The sequence below is a fragment of the Duganella levis genome, from assembly GCF_009857605.1.
Taxonomy (GTDB): Bacteria; Pseudomonadota; Gammaproteobacteria; order Burkholderiales; family Burkholderiaceae_D; genus Rugamonas; species Rugamonas levis.
This window is the reverse complement of sequence record NZ_WWCT01000023.1, coordinates 78,381-94,800: the sequence shown is the minus strand read 5'-3', so window position 1 is coordinate 94,800 and position 16,420 is coordinate 78,381. Positions and strand designations below refer to the sequence as shown.

At 63.9% G+C, this 16,420-nt stretch carries 11 protein-coding genes; 7 read left to right on the top strand and 4 right to left on the bottom strand.

The genetic code is table 11. The annotated features are described in order from the left end of the window. The first annotated feature begins 34 nt into the window (after nt 1–34). The 3 genes from GTP69_RS23985 to GTP69_RS23975 all read left to right on the top strand — a co-directional run bounded on the left by GTP69_RS23985 (nt 35) and on the right by GTP69_RS23975 (nt 5,912). Complete coding sequence (locus tag GTP69_RS23985) at nt 35–2,236, top strand: OsmC domain/YcaO domain-containing protein (RefSeq protein WP_161057231.1); 2,202 nt, start codon at nt 35–37, stop codon at nt 2,234–2,236. A gap of 82 nt (nt 2,237–2,318) precedes the next feature. Further along, complete coding sequence (gene bcaP / locus GTP69_RS23980; protein WP_371868091.1) at nt 2,319–3,713, top strand: branched-chain amino acid transporter BcaP; 1,395 nt, start codon at nt 2,319–2,321, stop codon at nt 3,711–3,713. A 3-nt stretch (nt 3,714–3,716) separates the two neighbouring features. Further along, entirely contained in the window at nt 3,717–5,912 is a 2,196-nt protein-coding gene (locus GTP69_RS23975; protein ID WP_161057230.1) for an ATP-binding protein, read from the top strand. A gap of 3 nt (nt 5,913–5,915) precedes the next feature. On the opposite strand, the gene GTP69_RS23970 is transcribed toward GTP69_RS23975, so the two are convergent. Continuing rightward, the gene (locus tag GTP69_RS23970; RefSeq protein WP_161057229.1) at nt 5,916–6,821 is read right to left on the bottom strand and encodes an alpha/beta fold hydrolase; all 906 of its coding nucleotides are present in this window, start codon (nt 6,819–6,821) and stop codon (nt 5,916–5,918) included. 141 nt (nt 6,822–6,962) lie between these two features. On the opposite strand from GTP69_RS23970, the gene GTP69_RS23965 reads away from it, so the two are divergent. The 3 genes from GTP69_RS23965 to GTP69_RS23955 are packed head-to-tail and all read left to right on the top strand — an operon-like array spanning nt 6,963 to nt 11,603. Beyond that, on the top strand, nt 6,963–9,923 hold the full coding sequence (locus tag GTP69_RS23965; RefSeq protein WP_161057228.1) for a sensor histidine kinase: 2,961 nt from the start codon (nt 6,963–6,965) through the stop codon (nt 9,921–9,923). Nucleotides 9,924–9,983: 60 nt separating this feature from the next. Further along, nucleotides 9,984–10,619: a response regulator gene (locus GTP69_RS23960; RefSeq protein ID WP_229261131.1), complete on the top strand. Its 636-nt coding sequence runs from the start codon at nt 9,984–9,986 to the stop codon at nt 10,617–10,619. Nucleotides 10,620–10,652: 33 nt separating this feature from the next. Then, on the top strand, nt 10,653–11,603 hold the full coding sequence (locus GTP69_RS23955) for an AEC family transporter (RefSeq protein ID WP_161057227.1): 951 nt from the start codon (nt 10,653–10,655) through the stop codon (nt 11,601–11,603). Nucleotides 11,604–11,614: 11 nt separating this feature from the next. On the opposite strand, the gene GTP69_RS31460 is transcribed toward GTP69_RS23955, so the two are convergent. Both GTP69_RS31460 and GTP69_RS31455 read right to left on the bottom strand, forming a co-directional pair. Further along, the gene (locus GTP69_RS31460) at nt 11,615–13,972 is read right to left on the bottom strand and encodes a TonB-dependent receptor domain-containing protein (protein WP_371868097.1); all 2,358 of its coding nucleotides are present in this window, start codon (nt 13,970–13,972) and stop codon (nt 11,615–11,617) included. A gap of 23 nt (nt 13,973–13,995) precedes the next feature. Next, nucleotides 13,996–14,403: a TonB-dependent receptor plug domain-containing protein gene (locus GTP69_RS31455; protein ID WP_229261130.1), complete on the bottom strand. Its 408-nt coding sequence runs from the start codon at nt 14,401–14,403 to the stop codon at nt 13,996–13,998. Between the two features lie 211 nt (nt 14,404–14,614). Between GTP69_RS31455 and GTP69_RS23945 the strand changes: the two genes are divergently transcribed. Continuing rightward, entirely contained in the window at nt 14,615–16,198 is a 1,584-nt protein-coding gene (locus tag GTP69_RS23945) for a methyl-accepting chemotaxis protein (protein WP_229261129.1), read from the top strand. On the opposite strand, the gene GTP69_RS23940 is transcribed toward GTP69_RS23945, so the two are convergent. Further along, the gene (locus GTP69_RS23940) at nt 16,179–16,406 is read right to left on the bottom strand and encodes a hypothetical protein (RefSeq protein WP_199240549.1); all 228 of its coding nucleotides are present in this window, start codon (nt 16,404–16,406) and stop codon (nt 16,179–16,181) included. The genes GTP69_RS23945 and GTP69_RS23940 overlap by 20 nt on opposite strands. Nucleotides 16,407–16,420: the final 14 nt, after the last annotated feature.

Sequence of the window (16,420 nt, the reverse complement as noted above, 5' to 3'; positions counted from 1 at the left end):
GCCCTTTTTGCATTTCTTTTTCGGAATTCCCCCCATGGAAATTAAGGTCAATTTTCTCGACAAGCTGCGTCTCGAAGCCAAGTTCGACGACTTCACGGTAATTGCCGATCAGCCGATTCGCTATAAAGGCGACGGCTCGGCGCCCGGTCCGTTCGATTACTTCCTGGCGTCGTCGGCGCTGTGCGCGGCGTACTTCGTCAAGTTGTACTGCAACACGCGCAATATCCCGACCGAAAATATCCGGCTGTCGCAGAACAATATCGTGGACCCGGAAAACCGCTACAAGCAGATCTTCAAGATCCAGGTCGAGCTGCCGGAAGACATTTCCGAAAAAGACCGCATCGGCATCCTGCGCTCGATCGACCGCTGCACGGTGAAAAAAGTGGTGCAGGAAGGCCCGGACTTCATCATCGAGGAAGTTGCCAACCTGGACGCCGACGCCCAAGCGCTGCTGACCGTCAGCCCGGGCGCCGACACCAGCACCTACATCGCCGGCAAGGACCTGCCGCTGGAGCAGACCATCGCCAATATGTCCGGCTTGCTGGCCGGCCTGGGCATCAAGATTGAAATCGCCTCGTGGCGCAATATCGTGCCGAACGTGTGGTCGCTGCATATCCGCGACGCCCACTCGCCGATGTGCTTCACCAACGGCAAGGGTTCGACCAAGGAAAGCGCGCTGGCCTCGGCGCTGGGCGAGTACATCGAACGCATTAGCAACAACCACTTCTACGCCGGTGCCTTCTGGGGCGAAGACATTGCCAACGCCGAGTTCGTGCATTATCCGAACGAGCGCTGGTTCAAGCCTGGTCCGAAAAGCAAGCTGCCGGCCGGCTTGCTGGACGAGTACACGCTGGACATCTACAACCCGGACGGCGAACTGCGCGGCAAGCACCTGATCGACACCAACTCCGGCAATGTCCAACGCGGCATCTGCGCGCTGCCATTCGCGCGCCAGTCGGACGGCGAGACGGTGTATTTCCCGTCCAACCTGATCGAGAACCTGTACGCCAGCAATGGCATGAGCGCGGGTAACACGCTGGTCGAGGCGCAAGTGCAGTGCCTGTCGGAGATTTTCGAGCGCGCCGTCAAGCGCGAGATCCTGGAAGGCGAAATCGCCTTGCCGGATGTGCCGCAAGAAGTGCTGGCGAAATATCCCGGCATCGTGGCCGGCATCCAGGGCCTGGAAGAGCAGGGCTTCCCGGTGCTGGTGAAGGATGCCTCGCTGGGCGGTCAATACCCGGTGATGTGCGTGACGCTGATGAACCCGCGCACCGGCGGCGTATTCGCCTCGTTCGGCGCGCACCCGAGCCTGGAAGTGGCGCTGGAACGCAGCCTGACCGAACTGATGCAGGGCCGCAGCTTTGAAGGCCTGAATGACCTGCCGCGTCCGACCTTCGCCAGCGAAGCCGTCACCGAGCCATACAATTTCGTCGAGCACTTCATCGATTCCAGCGGCGTGGTGTCGTGGCGCTTCTTCAGCGCCAAGGCCGATTACGATTTCGTCGAGTGGGACTTTTCGGCGCAGGGCGAAAACGCCAACGCCGAAGAAGCCGCGACCTTGTTCGGCATCCTCAAGGACATGGGCAAGGAAGTGTACACGGCGGTCTACGACCAGCTGGGCGCGACCGCCTGCCGCATCCTGGTGCCGGGCTATTCGGAAGTCTATCCGGTGGAAGACCTGATCTGGGATAACACCAATAAATCGCTGCTGTTCCGCGAAGACATCCTGAACCTGCACCGTCTGGACGACGCCCAGCTGGAAGCGCTGCTGGACCGTCTGGAAAACAACGAGCTGGACGATTACGGCGACATCGCCACCCTGATCGGCATCGAGTTCGACGAGAATACCGAATGGGGCCAGTTGAACGTGCTGGAGCTGAAGCTGCTGATCAACCTGGCCTTGCAGCAGCTGGACGAAGCGCACGAGCTGGTCGGCGCCTTCCTGCAATACAACGACAACACGGTCGACCGCGGCCTGTTCTATCAGGCGCTGAACGTGGTGCTGGAAGTGGAACTGGACGACGAGCTGGAACTGGACGACTACGTGGTCAATTTCCGCCGCATGTTCGGCAACGAGCGCATGGACGCGGTGCTGGGTTCGGTGGACGGCAGCGTGCGCTTCTACGGCCTGACGCCGACCAGCATGCAGCTGGAAGGTCTGGACCGTCACCAGCGGTTGCTCGATAGCTACAAAAAACTGCACGCAGCGCGCGCCAAGGCGGCTGCAGGCCGCTGATTCTGCCCGCTCGGCCTCGGTTGTGTCATACTGCCGCGCTTCAAGTGTGCGCAATATGTTCAATAAAGCAACGGAGGCAGCAGTGAGTATTTTTAGAACCAAGGATTTCGACGCAATGCGCGCAGCCAGCGCCAAGCCGGGCGGGCTGAGGAAAGTTCTTGGCCCCGTCGACCTGGTGCTGATGGGTATCGGCGCGATTGTCGGCACCGGCATCTTTGTGTTGACCGGCAGTGGCGCCACCACCGCTGGCCCGGCATTGGCCCTGTCCTTCGTGGTGGCCGCGTTTGCCTGCGGCTTCGCCGCCCTGTGTTACGCGGAGTTCGCCTCCATCCTGCCGGTTGCCGGCGGTATCTATACTTACAGTTACGCCATCCTGGGTGAAATCATCGCCTGGATGATTGGTTGGGACTTGATCCTGGAATACGGCCTGGTGACCTCGGCCGTGTCGGTCGGCTGGTCCGGCTATTTCCAATCCCTCATCAGCGGATTCGGCCTGCACATTCCGGTGGCGCTGTCCGCTGCCCCCGGCGCGCTGCCGGGCGTGACCACCTTCTTCAACCTGCCTGCGTTCGTGATCATGATGGTGCTGACCGTCATGCTGTCGCTGGGCGTGCGCGAATCGGCCCGCATCAACAACATCATGGTGGTGATCAAGATCGCCGTGGTGCTGCTGTTCATCTTCGTCGGCGTGCGCCATGTGACGCCGGCAAACTGGCATCCGTTCATGCCGTACGGCGGCACCGGCGTGATGAGCGCGGCGGCGCTGGTGTTCTTCGCCTTCATCGGCTTTGACGCGGTGACCACGGCGGCGGAAGAGGTCAAGCAACCGAAGCGCGACCTGCCGATCGGCATCATCGGTTCGCTGGCGGTCTGCACCGTGCTGTATGTGGTGGTCAGCCTGATCATGACCGGCATCGTGCCGTTCACCCAATTCAAGGGCGTCGACCATCCGGTCTCGCTGGCGCTGCAATTCGCCGGTGAAAACTGGGTTGCCGGTTTCGTCGATGTCGGTGCCATCCTCGGCATGAGCACCGTGATCCTGGTCATGGCGTTCGGCCAGACCCGCGTGCTGTACGCCATGTCGCGTGACGGCCTGCTGCCGAAGCAGCTGTCGGCGCTGAACGGCAAGGGCACGCCGATCGTGGCGACCTGGCTGGTCGGCATCGTGTTCGGCCTGCTGGGCGCGCTGGTGCCGCTGCAAGTGCTGGGCGAGCTGGCCAACATCGGCACGCTGGCGGCGTTCTGCCTGGTATCGGTGGCGGTGATCGTGCTGCGCAAGCAGCGTCCTGATCTGAAGCCGGCGTTCCGCTGCCCTGGCGTGCCGGTGATCCCGGCGCTGGCCATCCTGTTCTGCGGCGCGCTGATGATCTTCCTCAGCGCCGTCACCTGGATCGCCTTCATCATCTGGCTGCTGATCGGCCTGGTCGTGTACTTCACCTACGCGCGGCATCACTCGGCGCTGAACAAAGCGAGCTGACCCATGCCCATGGCGCCGCTGCTAGCCTGGCGTACTGCCGTGTCACGGCGCCTGCAGGCGCTCGACCACGGCGACCAGGGTTTGCAAGGCTGGCGCCAACGGCTGCTGGATGGTTTATGTTCGGTGGCCTTCTGGCTGGGGTTGGTGGCGATGTTGCCCAGCATCTGGGGTAGCGCGCGCCAGGGCCACTGGCCGCTGATCGTCACCGACGTGGTGGCGCTGGCCGGCATGGTGGTGCTGAATTACCGGCGCAGTATCGCTTATCGGCTGCGCGCCGTGGCCTTGCTGGGCATCGCCTACCTGCTGGCGGTGATGCTGCTGTTTGCGATGGGGCCGCTATCGCAAATCTATTTGCTGGCGGTGCCGGTGCTGTGCACGGTGCTGATCGGCAGCACGGCCGCCATGCTGGCGCTGCTTGGCTGTACTGCGACGCTGTTCCTGGCCGGCTACGTCGGCGGCATCGAGCCGGGCCTGGCGGTGATGGTGGTCAGCCCGATGGCGCATTGGATCATCCTGAGCGTCAACTTCCTGCTGGTGGCCAGCATATTGTGCGTGTCCTGCTCGTATCTGCTGCATGGACTGGCCGGCGCCTTGGTGCGCGAACGCGCGGTCCACGCGCAAAATGCCGAAGCCCTGGCGGCGCGGCGGGCGGCCGAAGTCTCCAACCAACTCAAGAGCGACTTCCTGGCCATGATCAGCCACGAGGTGCGCACGCCGCTGGGCGGCGTCATCGGCATGCTGCGCTCGGCCCTGCGCGACGCCAGCCTGCCGCACGCCACCCGCGACAAGCTGCGCCTGAGCCTGAGCAACGCCGAGGTGCTGCTGCAAATCATTAACGATATCCTCGATTTCTCGCGTCTGGAAGCCGGCAAGATGCCGCTGGAGCATCTGGACTTCGACCTGCCGGCCTTGCTGCGCGATGTGGTCGACCTGCTGGCCAACCGGGCCGAGGCCAAGGGCATCTCGCTGGTGGCGGAGGTCGATCCGGCGCTGCCGGTCTGGTGGCGCGGCGATCCGACGCGGCTGCGGCAGGTGGTGGTCAACCTGGTCGGCAACGGCATCAAGTTCACCGAGCGTGGCGAGGTGTGCGTCAGCGTGGCGCCGGGGCAGGATGGGTCGGGCATCGACATCACTGTGCGCGACACCGGCATCGGCATCGCGGCCGAGGCGCTGGGCCGGCTGTTCCAGAAATTCGAGCAGGCCGACGCCGCCACCTCGCGCAAATACGGCGGCGCCGGCCTGGGCCTGGCCATCTGCAAGAATATCGTGGCCGCAATGGGTGGACGGATCGAGGCCACCAGCCAGCCGGGCGTGGGCAGCGTGTTCAGCGTACTGCTGCCGCTGGAACATGGCGTGCCGGCGCCGGCCGCGCCGGTTGAACTGCTGCGTCCGCACAAGGCCAGCCTGGCGGTGCTGTGCGCCGAGGACGGCAGCATCAACCAGCTGATCCTGCGCGAACTGCTGGGCTACATGGGCCACACCATCACCATCGTCGAAGATGGCGTGGCGGCGCTGGAAGAACTGGCCGCGCGCGACTATGATTTACTGATTATGGATGACCGCATGCCGCGCATGGATGGCTATGCCGCCTTGCAGCGCCTGCGCGCCGGGCGGGACGGCGTGCGCAACCCCGCCGTGCCGGTGATCGCGCTGACCGCCAACGCCGGACCGGAGGACCGCCAGCGTTTCCTGGCGGCCGGCGCCAACGGTTTCCTGCCCAAGCCGATTGATGAAAATGATTTGCATGCTGAAATCGCGCGCCAGCTGGATGCCCTGCTGGCGCAGGGCCGCCCGTTGATCGCCGACCTGCACACGATGCCGGCCAGGCTGGACGCGATGTTTGGTGTAACGACTGCACCGGCGTCGAGCGCAGCGTCGCGCACCGCGCCGTCGACGACTGATTCCAGCGACAAACTGTACCGCGCCATGCGCGCCGCCTTCCAGATCGAAGGACCGCGCTTGCTGGACGTCGCACAACAGGGATTGGATAACGGCGACGCTGCGGCAGTCGCGCTGGCCGCCCATCGGCTGATGGGGGCAGTGGCTTATCTTGGCGCCGACTCGCTGCACGCGCGTTGCGCCAAGATCGAGCGTCTGGCCGACGCCGCCGAGCTGGAGGCGCTGGCGCCGCACCTGGCGGCGCTCAAGCTGGAGCTGGAACAGGCATTGAAAACGCTGGCGTCGAACGCGCCAGCTTAACCATCACTTCAGGAAATCAACCAGCTTCGGCACGACTTGCGCGGTGGCTTCTTCCATCAGCCAGTGACCGCTGTTCTTGATCACCACGCCTTCAACATTGGTGTCCACCAGGCGTGCCTGCTGGATCAGGAACTCGCCCGAGGCTTTCTCGCCGGTCAGCACCAGCATCGGCATCGTCAGCGGGGTTTTGGCGTAGCCGGCGAAGTCCTTGGCATCCTGCTCGAAGGCGCGGAACACTTCAAAGCCCGCGCGCATATGGCCTGGTTGGGCATATTCGTTGGTGTAGAACTTGCGGTCGGCTTCGCTCAGCGACTTGGTTTTGTCGGCCGCAAAGTCATTCCAGAAGTGCTCGAAGTAAGTGCGCTCGCGGCCTTTGACCAGGGCCAGCGGGGTTTCGCCGTAGAAGTGGAAGTGCCACAGGTCGCGCAGCAGCCACACATCTTTCCAGTTGCCGACGCCAGGCAGGAAGGCATCCATCAGCGCGATCTTGCTGACTTCCTGCGGATACTGGGCGGCGTAAGCGTAAGCCACCATCAGGCCGATATCATGGCCGACCACCTTGGCCGACTTGATGCCCAGGCTGGTCGCCAGCGCGTGCACATCCTGCGCCATCACCGACTTGGTGTACGGGCCTTGCGGCAAGCCGGACTGGCCGAAGCCGCGCAAATCCGGCGCGATCACCAGATGGTCTTTCGACAGCTTGTCGATCAGCGGCAGCCACATGTGGCTCGACTCGGTATAGCCGTGCAGCAGGATGATCGGATCGCCTTTGCCGGCCGTCAGGTAGTGCAGCCGCACGCCGTTGACTTCGGCGAACTGGCTTTTCGGCGCCTCGGCGTGGGCCGGCCCGGCGACCACGCCGAGCATCAGCAGGCCAATGGCCAGCAGCTTGGAAAAAGTAGCTTGCATGATAAATCCTCCTCAATTTGGTGAAGCAAACAGCATAGCTAGCAGCCCGAAATGGACATACACACGATCGGGTGATTTCTATACAATATTCGCCAATAGCAAACAAATTCCGAATTACAACTAATTGTTGGTTGCGCTGTGATGAAGAGACCATTGCCGGCTTACGGCAAGGCACTGGCCTTGTTTGTGATGCTGTCCTGCTGCGTGTTGCCGTCCGTGTGCCATGCCCAGGCGCCGGCCGAAGTGCGTCCGGCAATCAACCTGCATCACACCAGCTGGACCGCCCGCGACGGCGCACCGGCGTTGGTGCAGTCGATGGCGCAGACCACCGATGGCTGGCTGTGGCTGGCGGCGCCGACTGGCCTGTATCGTTTTGACGGCGTCCAGTTCGAACAGTTCGTGCCATCCAACGAGCCGCTGCTGACCCGCAACCTCAGCCTGGTCAACGCGTTTGCCGACGGCGTGCTGTGGATCGGCTACCGCACCGGCGGCGCCGCCCGCCTGCAGCACGGCCGCATCCGCAATTATGGCGAGATCGACGGCTTGCCGCGCCGCGCCGTCTGGGGCCTGGAGCAGGATGGCAACGGCCGCATGTGGGCGGCGACGCCGCTGGGCATGTACTACCTGGACCATGAGCGTTGGCTGCCGGCAGGCAGTGCATGGAACTTGCCCGCCATGACCTACAAGACGCTGATGCGCGACCGCCTGGGCATCTTGTGGGCGCAAGGCGATGCCGGGGTGTATTTCCTCAAGCCGGGCGCAACGCGCTTTGAGCGGGCCGACGCCGACAGCGGTACCGGCGTGCTGTTCAATTTGGCCCATGACAGCGTGGTCAGCTGGAACGCCGTGCATGGCCGTTTCCGTCAAGTGGCGGGCCACCCGCAGGATGCGCAGTCCGGGCTGTGGCATCAGATGGGCGACCCCACCAGCCTGCTGTTCGACCGTCGTGGCGCCTTGTGGGTCGGCCTGCAGGAGGGCGTGGAATACCGCACCGGGCACGGCATCTTTCGCAGCACGCCGACCCAGGGCATGAGCGGACGTTACGTCGGCGCCGTGTTCGAGGACAAGGAGGACAATATCTGGGTCTCGACCGCTGGCGGCATCGACCGCTTCGGCCGCCGGCGGCTGACCCGCGTCGAAGTGCCGGTCATGGGCAGCGCCATCCTGGCCGATGACCAGGGCGGCGCCTGGATCGGCGGCTACCACATCAGCGACGGCGACGGCGGCGAATCCACGGTCACGCCGCTGTGGCCGGCCAACCGGCAAGGCTGGTCCTCCATGCTGACTTCGTTCACCCGCACCAGCGATGGCGTGTTGTGGGGCTCCACCCACCGCGCCTTGCGCCGGTTGCAGGGCAGCGATCAGCGCGACGTCGCCTTGCCGCCGGAGGTGGCCGGCCCGGTGGTGCCGCGCGTGCTGGCGGACCACGATGGCAGCTTGCTGGTGGGGCTGCGGCAGCAGGGCTTGTACCGCTACCAGCCGGTCGCCGGCAGCTGGGCAAAAATCGCCAACCCCTGCGATATTGCCCTGATGGACCGGGCCGATGGGGCAGGGCTGTGGCTGGCATGTTTCGACGGCCGGGTGGTGCATGCCGATGGCGCATCGTGGCGCAGCTACGGCCCGTCCGAAGGGTTGTCGATCGGCCTGGTGATGGCGCTGTATTTGCACGGGCAGCATGTGTGGGTCGGCGGTGACAACGGCCTGGCGCTGCGCATCGGCGAGCGCTTCCACCTGCTGCGTGGCGCCCACGGCGAGACCTTCGACGGCATCTCCGGCATCGTCGAACTGGCTAACGGCGAGTTGTGGCTCAACGCCGCCACCGGTCTGTTCCGCATTACCGGCGCCGAACTCGCCCGCTTCCAGCAAGATCCCGATTATGCTGTGCAGTACCAGCGCCTCGACCAGCTGGATGGACTGGAAGGCATGGCGCCGCGCATGGAGCCGTCGCCGTCGCTGGTGCTGGGGACCGATGGCCGCTTGTGGGTGCTGCGCTCCTCCGGCGTGTTCCGGCTCGACCCCGCCGAGCAACTGCCGCCGGCGCCGGCGTTGCCGGTGATCATCAAAACCATGGGCGTACCCGGCGTTGCGGCGCCACCGCTCCCTGCGGCGCGCTTCGTGCCCGGTACCTCGGCGCTACAGATCGACTACACCTTGCCGGCGCTGGCGATGCCGGAGCGGCTGCGGTTCCGCTATCGGCTCAACGACGGCGACTGGCAGGAAGTCGGCAACCGCCGCAGCGCCTACCTTAGCAACCTCGGCGCCGGCGACCACCGTTTCCAGGTGGCGGCATCGGATTACAACGGCCACTGGCCGGCCGGCGCCACTGCGGTGCAGTTCACCATCTTGCCGGCCGTCACGGAAACCTGGTGGTTCCGGACGCTGTGCACGGCCACGCTGCTGGCGGCGGCCTGCCTGGCCTACCGCTGGCACGTGATCCGTCTGCGCCGGCAGATGGCCACCCGGCTGCGCGAACGGGTGAACGAACGGGAACGCATCGCCCGCGAGCTGCACGACACGCTGCTGCAATCGGTGCAAGGGCTGATCCTGCATGTGCACGCCGCTACCATGGCCCTGCCGGCCAAGGACAGCACCCGTCAGCAGCTGGAAACCGCCTTGCTGCAGGCCGATCACGTGGTGGACGAGGGCCGCGACCGCATTCGCGGATTGCGCGGCGAAGACGCCGGCAAGGCCAACTTCCCGGATGCGGTGCTGGCGGCCGCCACCCGGCTGCGCCCGCACGACGCGCCGCCGGTGCAGCTCAGCCTGGTGGGCACGCCGCGCCGGCTCGATCCCACCATGCATGAAGAAGCGCTCGCCATCGTCACCGAGGCGATTGCCAACGCCTACCGCCATGCCGGGGCAGGGCGGATCGAAGTCGAGTTGCAATATGGCGCGCGTGAGCTACGCTGTACAGTACGCGATGATGGCGGCGGCATTGCCGCCGACGTTTTGCGCGACGGCGGCCGCCAGCATCACTGGGGCATGCGCGGCATGACCGAGCGTGCCGACCGGATCAAGGCCAGGCTGGTGTTGCGCAGTGGTGAAGGGAGCGGTACCGAATGGCAGCTGGTGCTGCCCGCCACGCTGGCATATACCCGATAGGGTGATGAAGGAATCCCCGGCTGGTGCTAGTCTCGCGCGTGTCAATTCAGGAGTGCGGCGATGAACAACAGAAGCAGTGGAATAATCAGTGTGATGATCGCGGACGATCATCCCTTGCTGCGCAGCGGCATCGCGGCGGTGCTGGCGGCCGACCCGCGCTTTGCGGTGGTGGCCGAGGCCTGCGACGGCGATCTTGCTCTGGAGCTATATCAGCGCTTCCGTCCCGACGTTACGCTGATGGACTTGCAGATGCCGGGCCTGAACGGCATCGACGCCACCATCGCCATCCGCAACATCAATCCGCAGGCCCGCATCATCATCCTGACCACCTACGGCGGCGAAGTGCAGGTGGCGCGCGGACTGAAGGCCGGCGCCAGCGGCTACATCCTGAAGAATATGGCGCGCACCGAGTTGAGCCACTACATCCTGTCGGTGCACGCCGGCCAGCAGCAACTGGCGCCACAACTGGCCTGTAGCCTGGCCAGCAGCTTCCAGCAGGATACGTTGAGCAAGCGCGAGATCCAGGTGCTGCGCGTGGTCGCCGACGGCAACTCCAACCAGCGCGCCGGCACCCAGCTGGGCCTGAGCGAGGACACCATCAAGGCCCACATGAAAACCATCCTGCAAAAACTCGACGCCCGCGACCGCACCCACGCGGTGATGATCGCCATGCGCCGCGGGTACTGGGAGAGCTAGACTGCCGCGCGAAGGTGATATGCTACGCGGCTTATGCTTGAAATCCTCGCCATCACCTGTCCAATCTATCTGGTCGTTCTCGCCGGTTATATCGCCACCCGCAGTGGGCTGTTTGCCCGCGCGGATATGCAGGTATTCGGCAAATTCGTCTTCAACCTGGCGCTGCCGGCGCTGATCTTCAATGCGCTGGCGCAGCGGCATATCAGCGACATCCTGCATCCCGGCTATCTGCTGTCCTATCTGTTCGGCTCGCTGTTGATGCTGACGCTGGCGTTTGTAATCGGCCGCCGGCTATTGGGCTTGAACCTGGTCCGCAGCACCTTTCTGGCGATGGGCGTGTCGTGCTCCAACAGCAGCTTTATCGGCTTTCCGATCCTGATGCTGATGGTGGCGCCGGTGGCCGGCGTGGCGCTGGGACTGAACGTGATCGTCGAAAACCTGGTGATGCTGCCGCTGCTGCTGGCGATGGCCGAACACGGCAAGAGCGGTGGTGGCGGCGCCTGGCATCAGGTGATCCGCCAGTCGGCGCAGCGGCTGATGAAAAATCCGCTGGTGATTTCAGTCACGGCCGGGCTGGTCATCAGCGTGGCGCAGATTCCGCTGCCGCAGCCGGTGGTGCGCAGCGTGAACCTGTTCGCACAGGCCAGCGGCGGGCTATCGCTGTTTGCCATCGGCGGCATGCTGGTCGGGCTGTCGCTGAGCGCCGGCTGGCAGCGCGTGGTGCCGCTGGTCGCGGGCAAGCTGATTGGCCACCCGCTGGCGGTGCTGCTGATTTCCTCGCTGCTGCTGCCGTTATTGGGCGTGGCGCCGATGGGCCCCGAACTGCGCGCCGCAGCGCTGCTGATGGCGGCCATGCCGATGCTGAGCATCTATCCCATCCTGGCCCAGGCCTACGGCGAGGCAGACCGCAGCGCCACTGCGCTGCTGATCTGCATGGTGTCGTCCTTCTTCACGCTCAGCGCGTGGATGTGGCTGGTGCGCTGAGCGTACTTCCGCTAGAACAGCGAACGGATGCCGATACTGAAGTAGCGGCCGCGCGGGTCGTCGGCCAACGCGAAGCCGTCGCGCAGGCCGGCGCGGGTGCCGTTGCCGGAGAAGGCGCCGACCGGCGGTTCGGCGTCGAACAGGTTCTCGATGTTGAAGTAAAGCTGTGCGTCGCCCATGCCCAGATCCAGCTTGTAGGCGAAGTTGACGCCGGTGGTGGCGAAAGAGCGCATATGGTTGTTGGCCCACACCTCGGCCGGATCGCCGCTCAGCTTCATGGCGCTGCGCCAGCGCTGCGAGATGTCGACGGTGAAGTCGTTCATCGGCCGGAAGCGGAAGTAGCCCGACACCCGCACCGCCGGCGTGGACGCCATGCCGCCCGCGCCGAACGCCACGCCACCCTGGTCGACCGTCGCCAGGCCGGGCTGGCGATAGTAGACGTGCGGCTGCCACGCCGTCAGCACGCGCAGCGACATCGGTCGGTCAAACAGCTTGGCCGAGTAGTTGCCCTCCAAATCCAGCCCGAAGGTTTCGATCTCCGAGATATTGACGCTGCGGTTGACCCACGCGGTAACCGCATTCGCGGCCGACTTGTCGGCGTAGCCGTTCGGCCGCACTTGCAGCGCGCAGTAGGGTGAGGTGCCGCCGCTCTGGTAGCAGGCCTGCTGAAACGCCGCCGTGGAACCGGAGACGGTAGTGATGGCGTCCGAAATCTTGATGCGGTAGGCGTCCGCCGCAAAGCTCAGTTTCGGCAGCGGCTTCCACACCGCGCCCAGCGTCACGGTATTGCCGATTTCCGCCGTCAGCTTGGGATTGGATTCGTCGATCTGCGGCACGGTGGGGCTGGTGCCGGTCAGCAGGTCGGTCGGCCGCACCTGCACTTGCGAGATCGGCGCAAACAGATCGTACAGCGTCGGCGCGCGGATATCGCGCGAGCGGGTGGCGCGGATGCGCAGCGTATCGGTCACGCTCCAGTCCATGCCCACTTTCCACGTCACGTAATTGCCGCTGGTGTTGTATGAGGTATAGCGCGCCGCGCCATTGGCGCTGAGGCGCTTGGACAGCGGCACATCCATTTCGCCCGCTACTTCCCACACGCGCTGGCTGACGCCTTGCGGGCTCTCGCCGAACACGTATTCGGTGCGGGTGGCACCGGCGGTGCAGTTCAGCGACAGGCCGGTGCAGTTGACCAGGTCCATCGGCCGCGAACTGCTGTGCGAGTTGAAGGACATATCGCGCCAGTCGGCCGACAGGGCGGCGTTGACCGGTCCCGCCCAGCTGTCGAAGGGACTGCCGGCGATCTGGCCGGAGATATCGTTCATCACCGTGGTGGAGTCGAAGCGTACGGTGTCGGTGACGTAGTCGATGGCCTGCGCCGACGCGGCATTCGGGCCGAACACGTTGAGCGGCACGCAGTCGTCGGCCAGGCCGGGATTGGTGACGGTGACGTTGCACACGGTCTTGCCGCCGCTGCTCACCGCATCCAGTGCGGCCGACAGCTTCTGACGGTTGATCACATTGGCCATGGCGGTACTCAGCTTGGCGCGGCCGTAGACGTAGTCCACGTCCCATTTGATGCCGCGCGCTTTGCCTTCCACGCCGGTGGTGAAGACCCATTGCTTGGAGTCCGAATCGGCCGTCAGGCGTGGCACGTCGCTCATGAATTTGCTGAAGCCGAAGGTGGGCTGCGAGGCGGGAATCAGCGCCGCATAGTCGCCCGGCAGGAAGGCGTTGGTGCGGCGCAGGGAGACGTTGTTGAGCTGATTGGTTTCGGCGAAGCTGGTGTTGGTCTTCAGGTTGCCGGAGACTTGCGCGTAGGCGTGGATGTCGTTCGGCAGGTCGTAGTCGGCGCGGCCGAATAGCTGTTTGGCTTCCAGTTGCGCCAGCAGGCCGGAATCCCAGTAGCCGCCGTCGCCGCCCACTTCAATCGCGGCGGTACCGGTCGGCGTGCCGGCAACGAAGGGACTCAGTACGCCATTGGTCTTGAAGGTTTGTCCGGCCAGCGCGCCACTGGTAATCAGGCCGCCGAACGGAAAGGTCTTCTGCCGCAGATTGGTTTGCAAGACATAGGGATTGGCGGCGGTGCCGGCGCCGGTGACGCCGGCCTGATTCAGCCAGTCGCGGTCCGAACGGCGGTCGATACCGTCTTCCTTGCGGTATTCCAGCCCCGCCTCCAGGTGCAGGCCCGTGCCGACCTTGGCGCCCCAGGCTACGCTGGCGTTGTACTTGTTGGCATCGCCCAGCTGCGAGACGCCGGTGCTGGCGTCAGCCTTGATGCCGTTGAATTTGTGGTCGATGATGTAGTTGACCACACCGGTCATCGCATCCGAGCCATAGACGGCCGAGACGCCGCCGGTGACCACGTCCACGCGCTCGACAAACTGCTGCGGAATCAGGTCGACATCGACGGCGCCGTTGTACAGCGTGGGCGGAATGCGTTTGCCATCATCAGCACCAGTGTGCGGGTGGCGCCGATGTTGCGCAGGTTGAGCTGATTGGCCGAACCGCTGCCACCGGCGGCGCTGCCTGCGGTGGTGGGATTGCTGGCCGAGCCGCGCGAGCCGGCAAACACCGGCAGCGTGTTGAGCGCGTCGGCCAGCGTCGAACCGGGTTTGGCGGTCATCAGGTCGTCGCTGCTCATGACGGTGGTGGGCGAAGGATTGCTGTCGCCGTTGCGAATCACGCGTGACCCGGTCACGGTGACCGAGGTCAGTGGCGCGTCGTCGGTTTGGGCGGATGCAGTGCTGCAGAGCGTGAGCATGCTCACACCGCACATCAGCATGTGCTGTGGTTTCTTCATTTTGTCTCCTGGTTGGTGATTGATTCACTCTGGTGACGAAGCCTAACCAACTATCAACCGTATGGCTTTGGACAAAAAGAAGATTTGCTTGGATCTTTTTGCATTGACCCAAATCAAAATGGAATAAGATAAATATTTATTAATTATGTTGTTGTGGCGACTATATAATTGCCAGCTTAATTTTGCGCTGAAAGCGATTATGCGTTTAAACTTGCCTATTAGTGATGTGGAATATGTGCTGGATGCCAGTGAGACGATTGTTTCAAAAACCGATCTCCAGGGGAATATCACTTACGTCAATCGGGATTTCATCAAGATCAGCGGCTACACGGAAGAGGAATTGCTCGGCGCACCGCAGAATATCTTGCGCCACCCGGACATGCCATCGGCCGCATTCGCCGATATGTGGCGCGCGCTGAAGGCGGGCAGGGCGTGGACCGGGATGGTCAAGAACCGCTGCAAGAATGGCGATTTCTATTGGGTCGAGGCGAATGCCGCACCGTATCTGGAAAACGGCCGCATCGTCGGATATACGTCTGTTCGGGTAAAGCCATCACGCGAGAAAATCGAATCCGCCCAGCGTCTTTATAATACGGAAAATCTTCATTTTCCAGAAAAGCGTAGTATATCTCTGGCGTTTAAATTGAATACGCTATTCTTCTTAATAATCGTCCTGATGCCGGCGGCATTGATATCGCCGGCGATGTTGGGCGTGGATATGTTGCTGGCGCTGGCGGGATTGATCATGCTGCGCAAAGCCGCCATCCAGCCGCTCAATGACATGCGCGCGCACCTGGAGCAGATGAGCGGCGGCGACCTCACCGCCCGCATCGCGACGCGCGGCAGCAGCGAGGCGACCGAGATGCAGCATGCGCTGCGCATCCTGCAGACCAACCTGAAATCGCTGGTTGGCCAGATCAAGGAGGCCAGCATCTTGGTCAGCGCCGGCGCCGACGACATCGCGCACGGCAACGCCGACCTATCCGCGCGCACTTTAGGGCAATCCAGCTCGCTGGAACAAACCGCCGCGTCCATGAAGCAGATGACCAGCACCGTGCGCCAGAACGCCGACACCGCGCATGACGCCAACGAGCTGGCGCTGGCGGCGGCCCGCGTGGCCGGCGAGGGCGGCGCCGCCGTCGACGCCGTGGTGCAGACCATGGAGTCGATACGCGCCAGCTCCAACCGGATTGCGGACATCATCACCGTCATCGACAGCATCGCTTTCCAGACCAATATTCTGGCGCTGAACGCCGCAGTGGAGGCGGCGCGCGCCGGCGAGCAGGGACGGGGCTTTGCGGTGGTCGCCACCGAAGTGCGCAATCTGGCGCAGCGTTCGGCGACGGCGGCGCGCGAGATCACGCAACTGATCACGCATTCAGTCAGCGAAATCGAGAGCGGCAGCCGTCAGGCGGCCGATGCGGGCCGCATCATGGCCGGCATTGTGGAATCGGTGGTGAAGGTGGAGCAGTACATGGGCGATATCAGCAATGCCAGCAAGGAGCAAAGCAGCGGTATCGCGCAGATCAACCAGGCCGTGGCGCACATCGACGCTATCAACCAGCAGAACGCGGTGGTGGTGCAAGAAGCGGCGCTGGCGGCGCGCCGCATGCAGCAGCAGGCAGTGCAACTTGGTAGCTTGATCGGCCAGTTCAAACTGGTGGCCGCCAGCGATGCGTCGAATGTGCTGCGCCTTGTTGCTCGCCGCAAGCAGGCGGTGATGCCGGTTGCAGCGCAAGGACAGGCATCCGCAGAAGCCTATTCCTCCGATGCAGTCAGCGCCGGCCTGCCTTGATCTTGCGCGCGGGGGCTGCCTGTGGCGCGTGTTCGGCGGCGGCGCCGAACAGCGCCTCCACCATCGGATCGCGGCGGATGCAGAGCTTCTTGGCGCGCGTGGGGTAGGTGGTGTCATCGATCAGGCGGTGCACGCGTGCACCTTCGCGGTTAACGGTCACGCTCAAGGTCGGGCCGTCGTAGTATTCCTGTGCCATTTCCAGTTCCATCTTGATTCTCTTTC

Coding starts and splice junctions, on each gene's coding strand:
- GTP69_RS23985 (WP_161057231.1), top strand. CDS start 35: ATGGAAATTAAGGTCAATTTTCTCGACAAGCTGCGTCTCGAAGCCAAG.
- GTP69_RS23975 (WP_161057230.1), top strand. CDS start 3,717: ATGCCCATGGCGCCGCTGCTAGCCTGGCGTACTGCCGTGTCACGGCGC.
- GTP69_RS23970 (WP_161057229.1), bottom strand. CDS start 6,821: ATGCAAGCTACTTTTTCCAAGCTGCTGGCCATTGGCCTGCTGATGCTC.
- GTP69_RS23965 (WP_161057228.1), top strand. CDS start 6,963: ATGAAGAGACCATTGCCGGCTTACGGCAAGGCACTGGCCTTGTTTGTG.
- GTP69_RS23960 (WP_229261131.1), top strand. CDS start 9,984: ATGAACAACAGAAGCAGTGGAATAATCAGTGTGATGATCGCGGACGAT.
- GTP69_RS23955 (WP_161057227.1), top strand. CDS start 10,653: ATGCTTGAAATCCTCGCCATCACCTGTCCAATCTATCTGGTCGTTCTC.
- GTP69_RS31455 (WP_229261130.1), bottom strand. CDS start 14,403: ATGAAGAAACCACAGCACATGCTGATGTGCGGTGTGAGCATGCTCACG.
- GTP69_RS23940 (WP_199240549.1), bottom strand. CDS start 16,406: ATGGAACTGGAAATGGCACAGGAATACTACGACGGCCCGACCTTGAGC.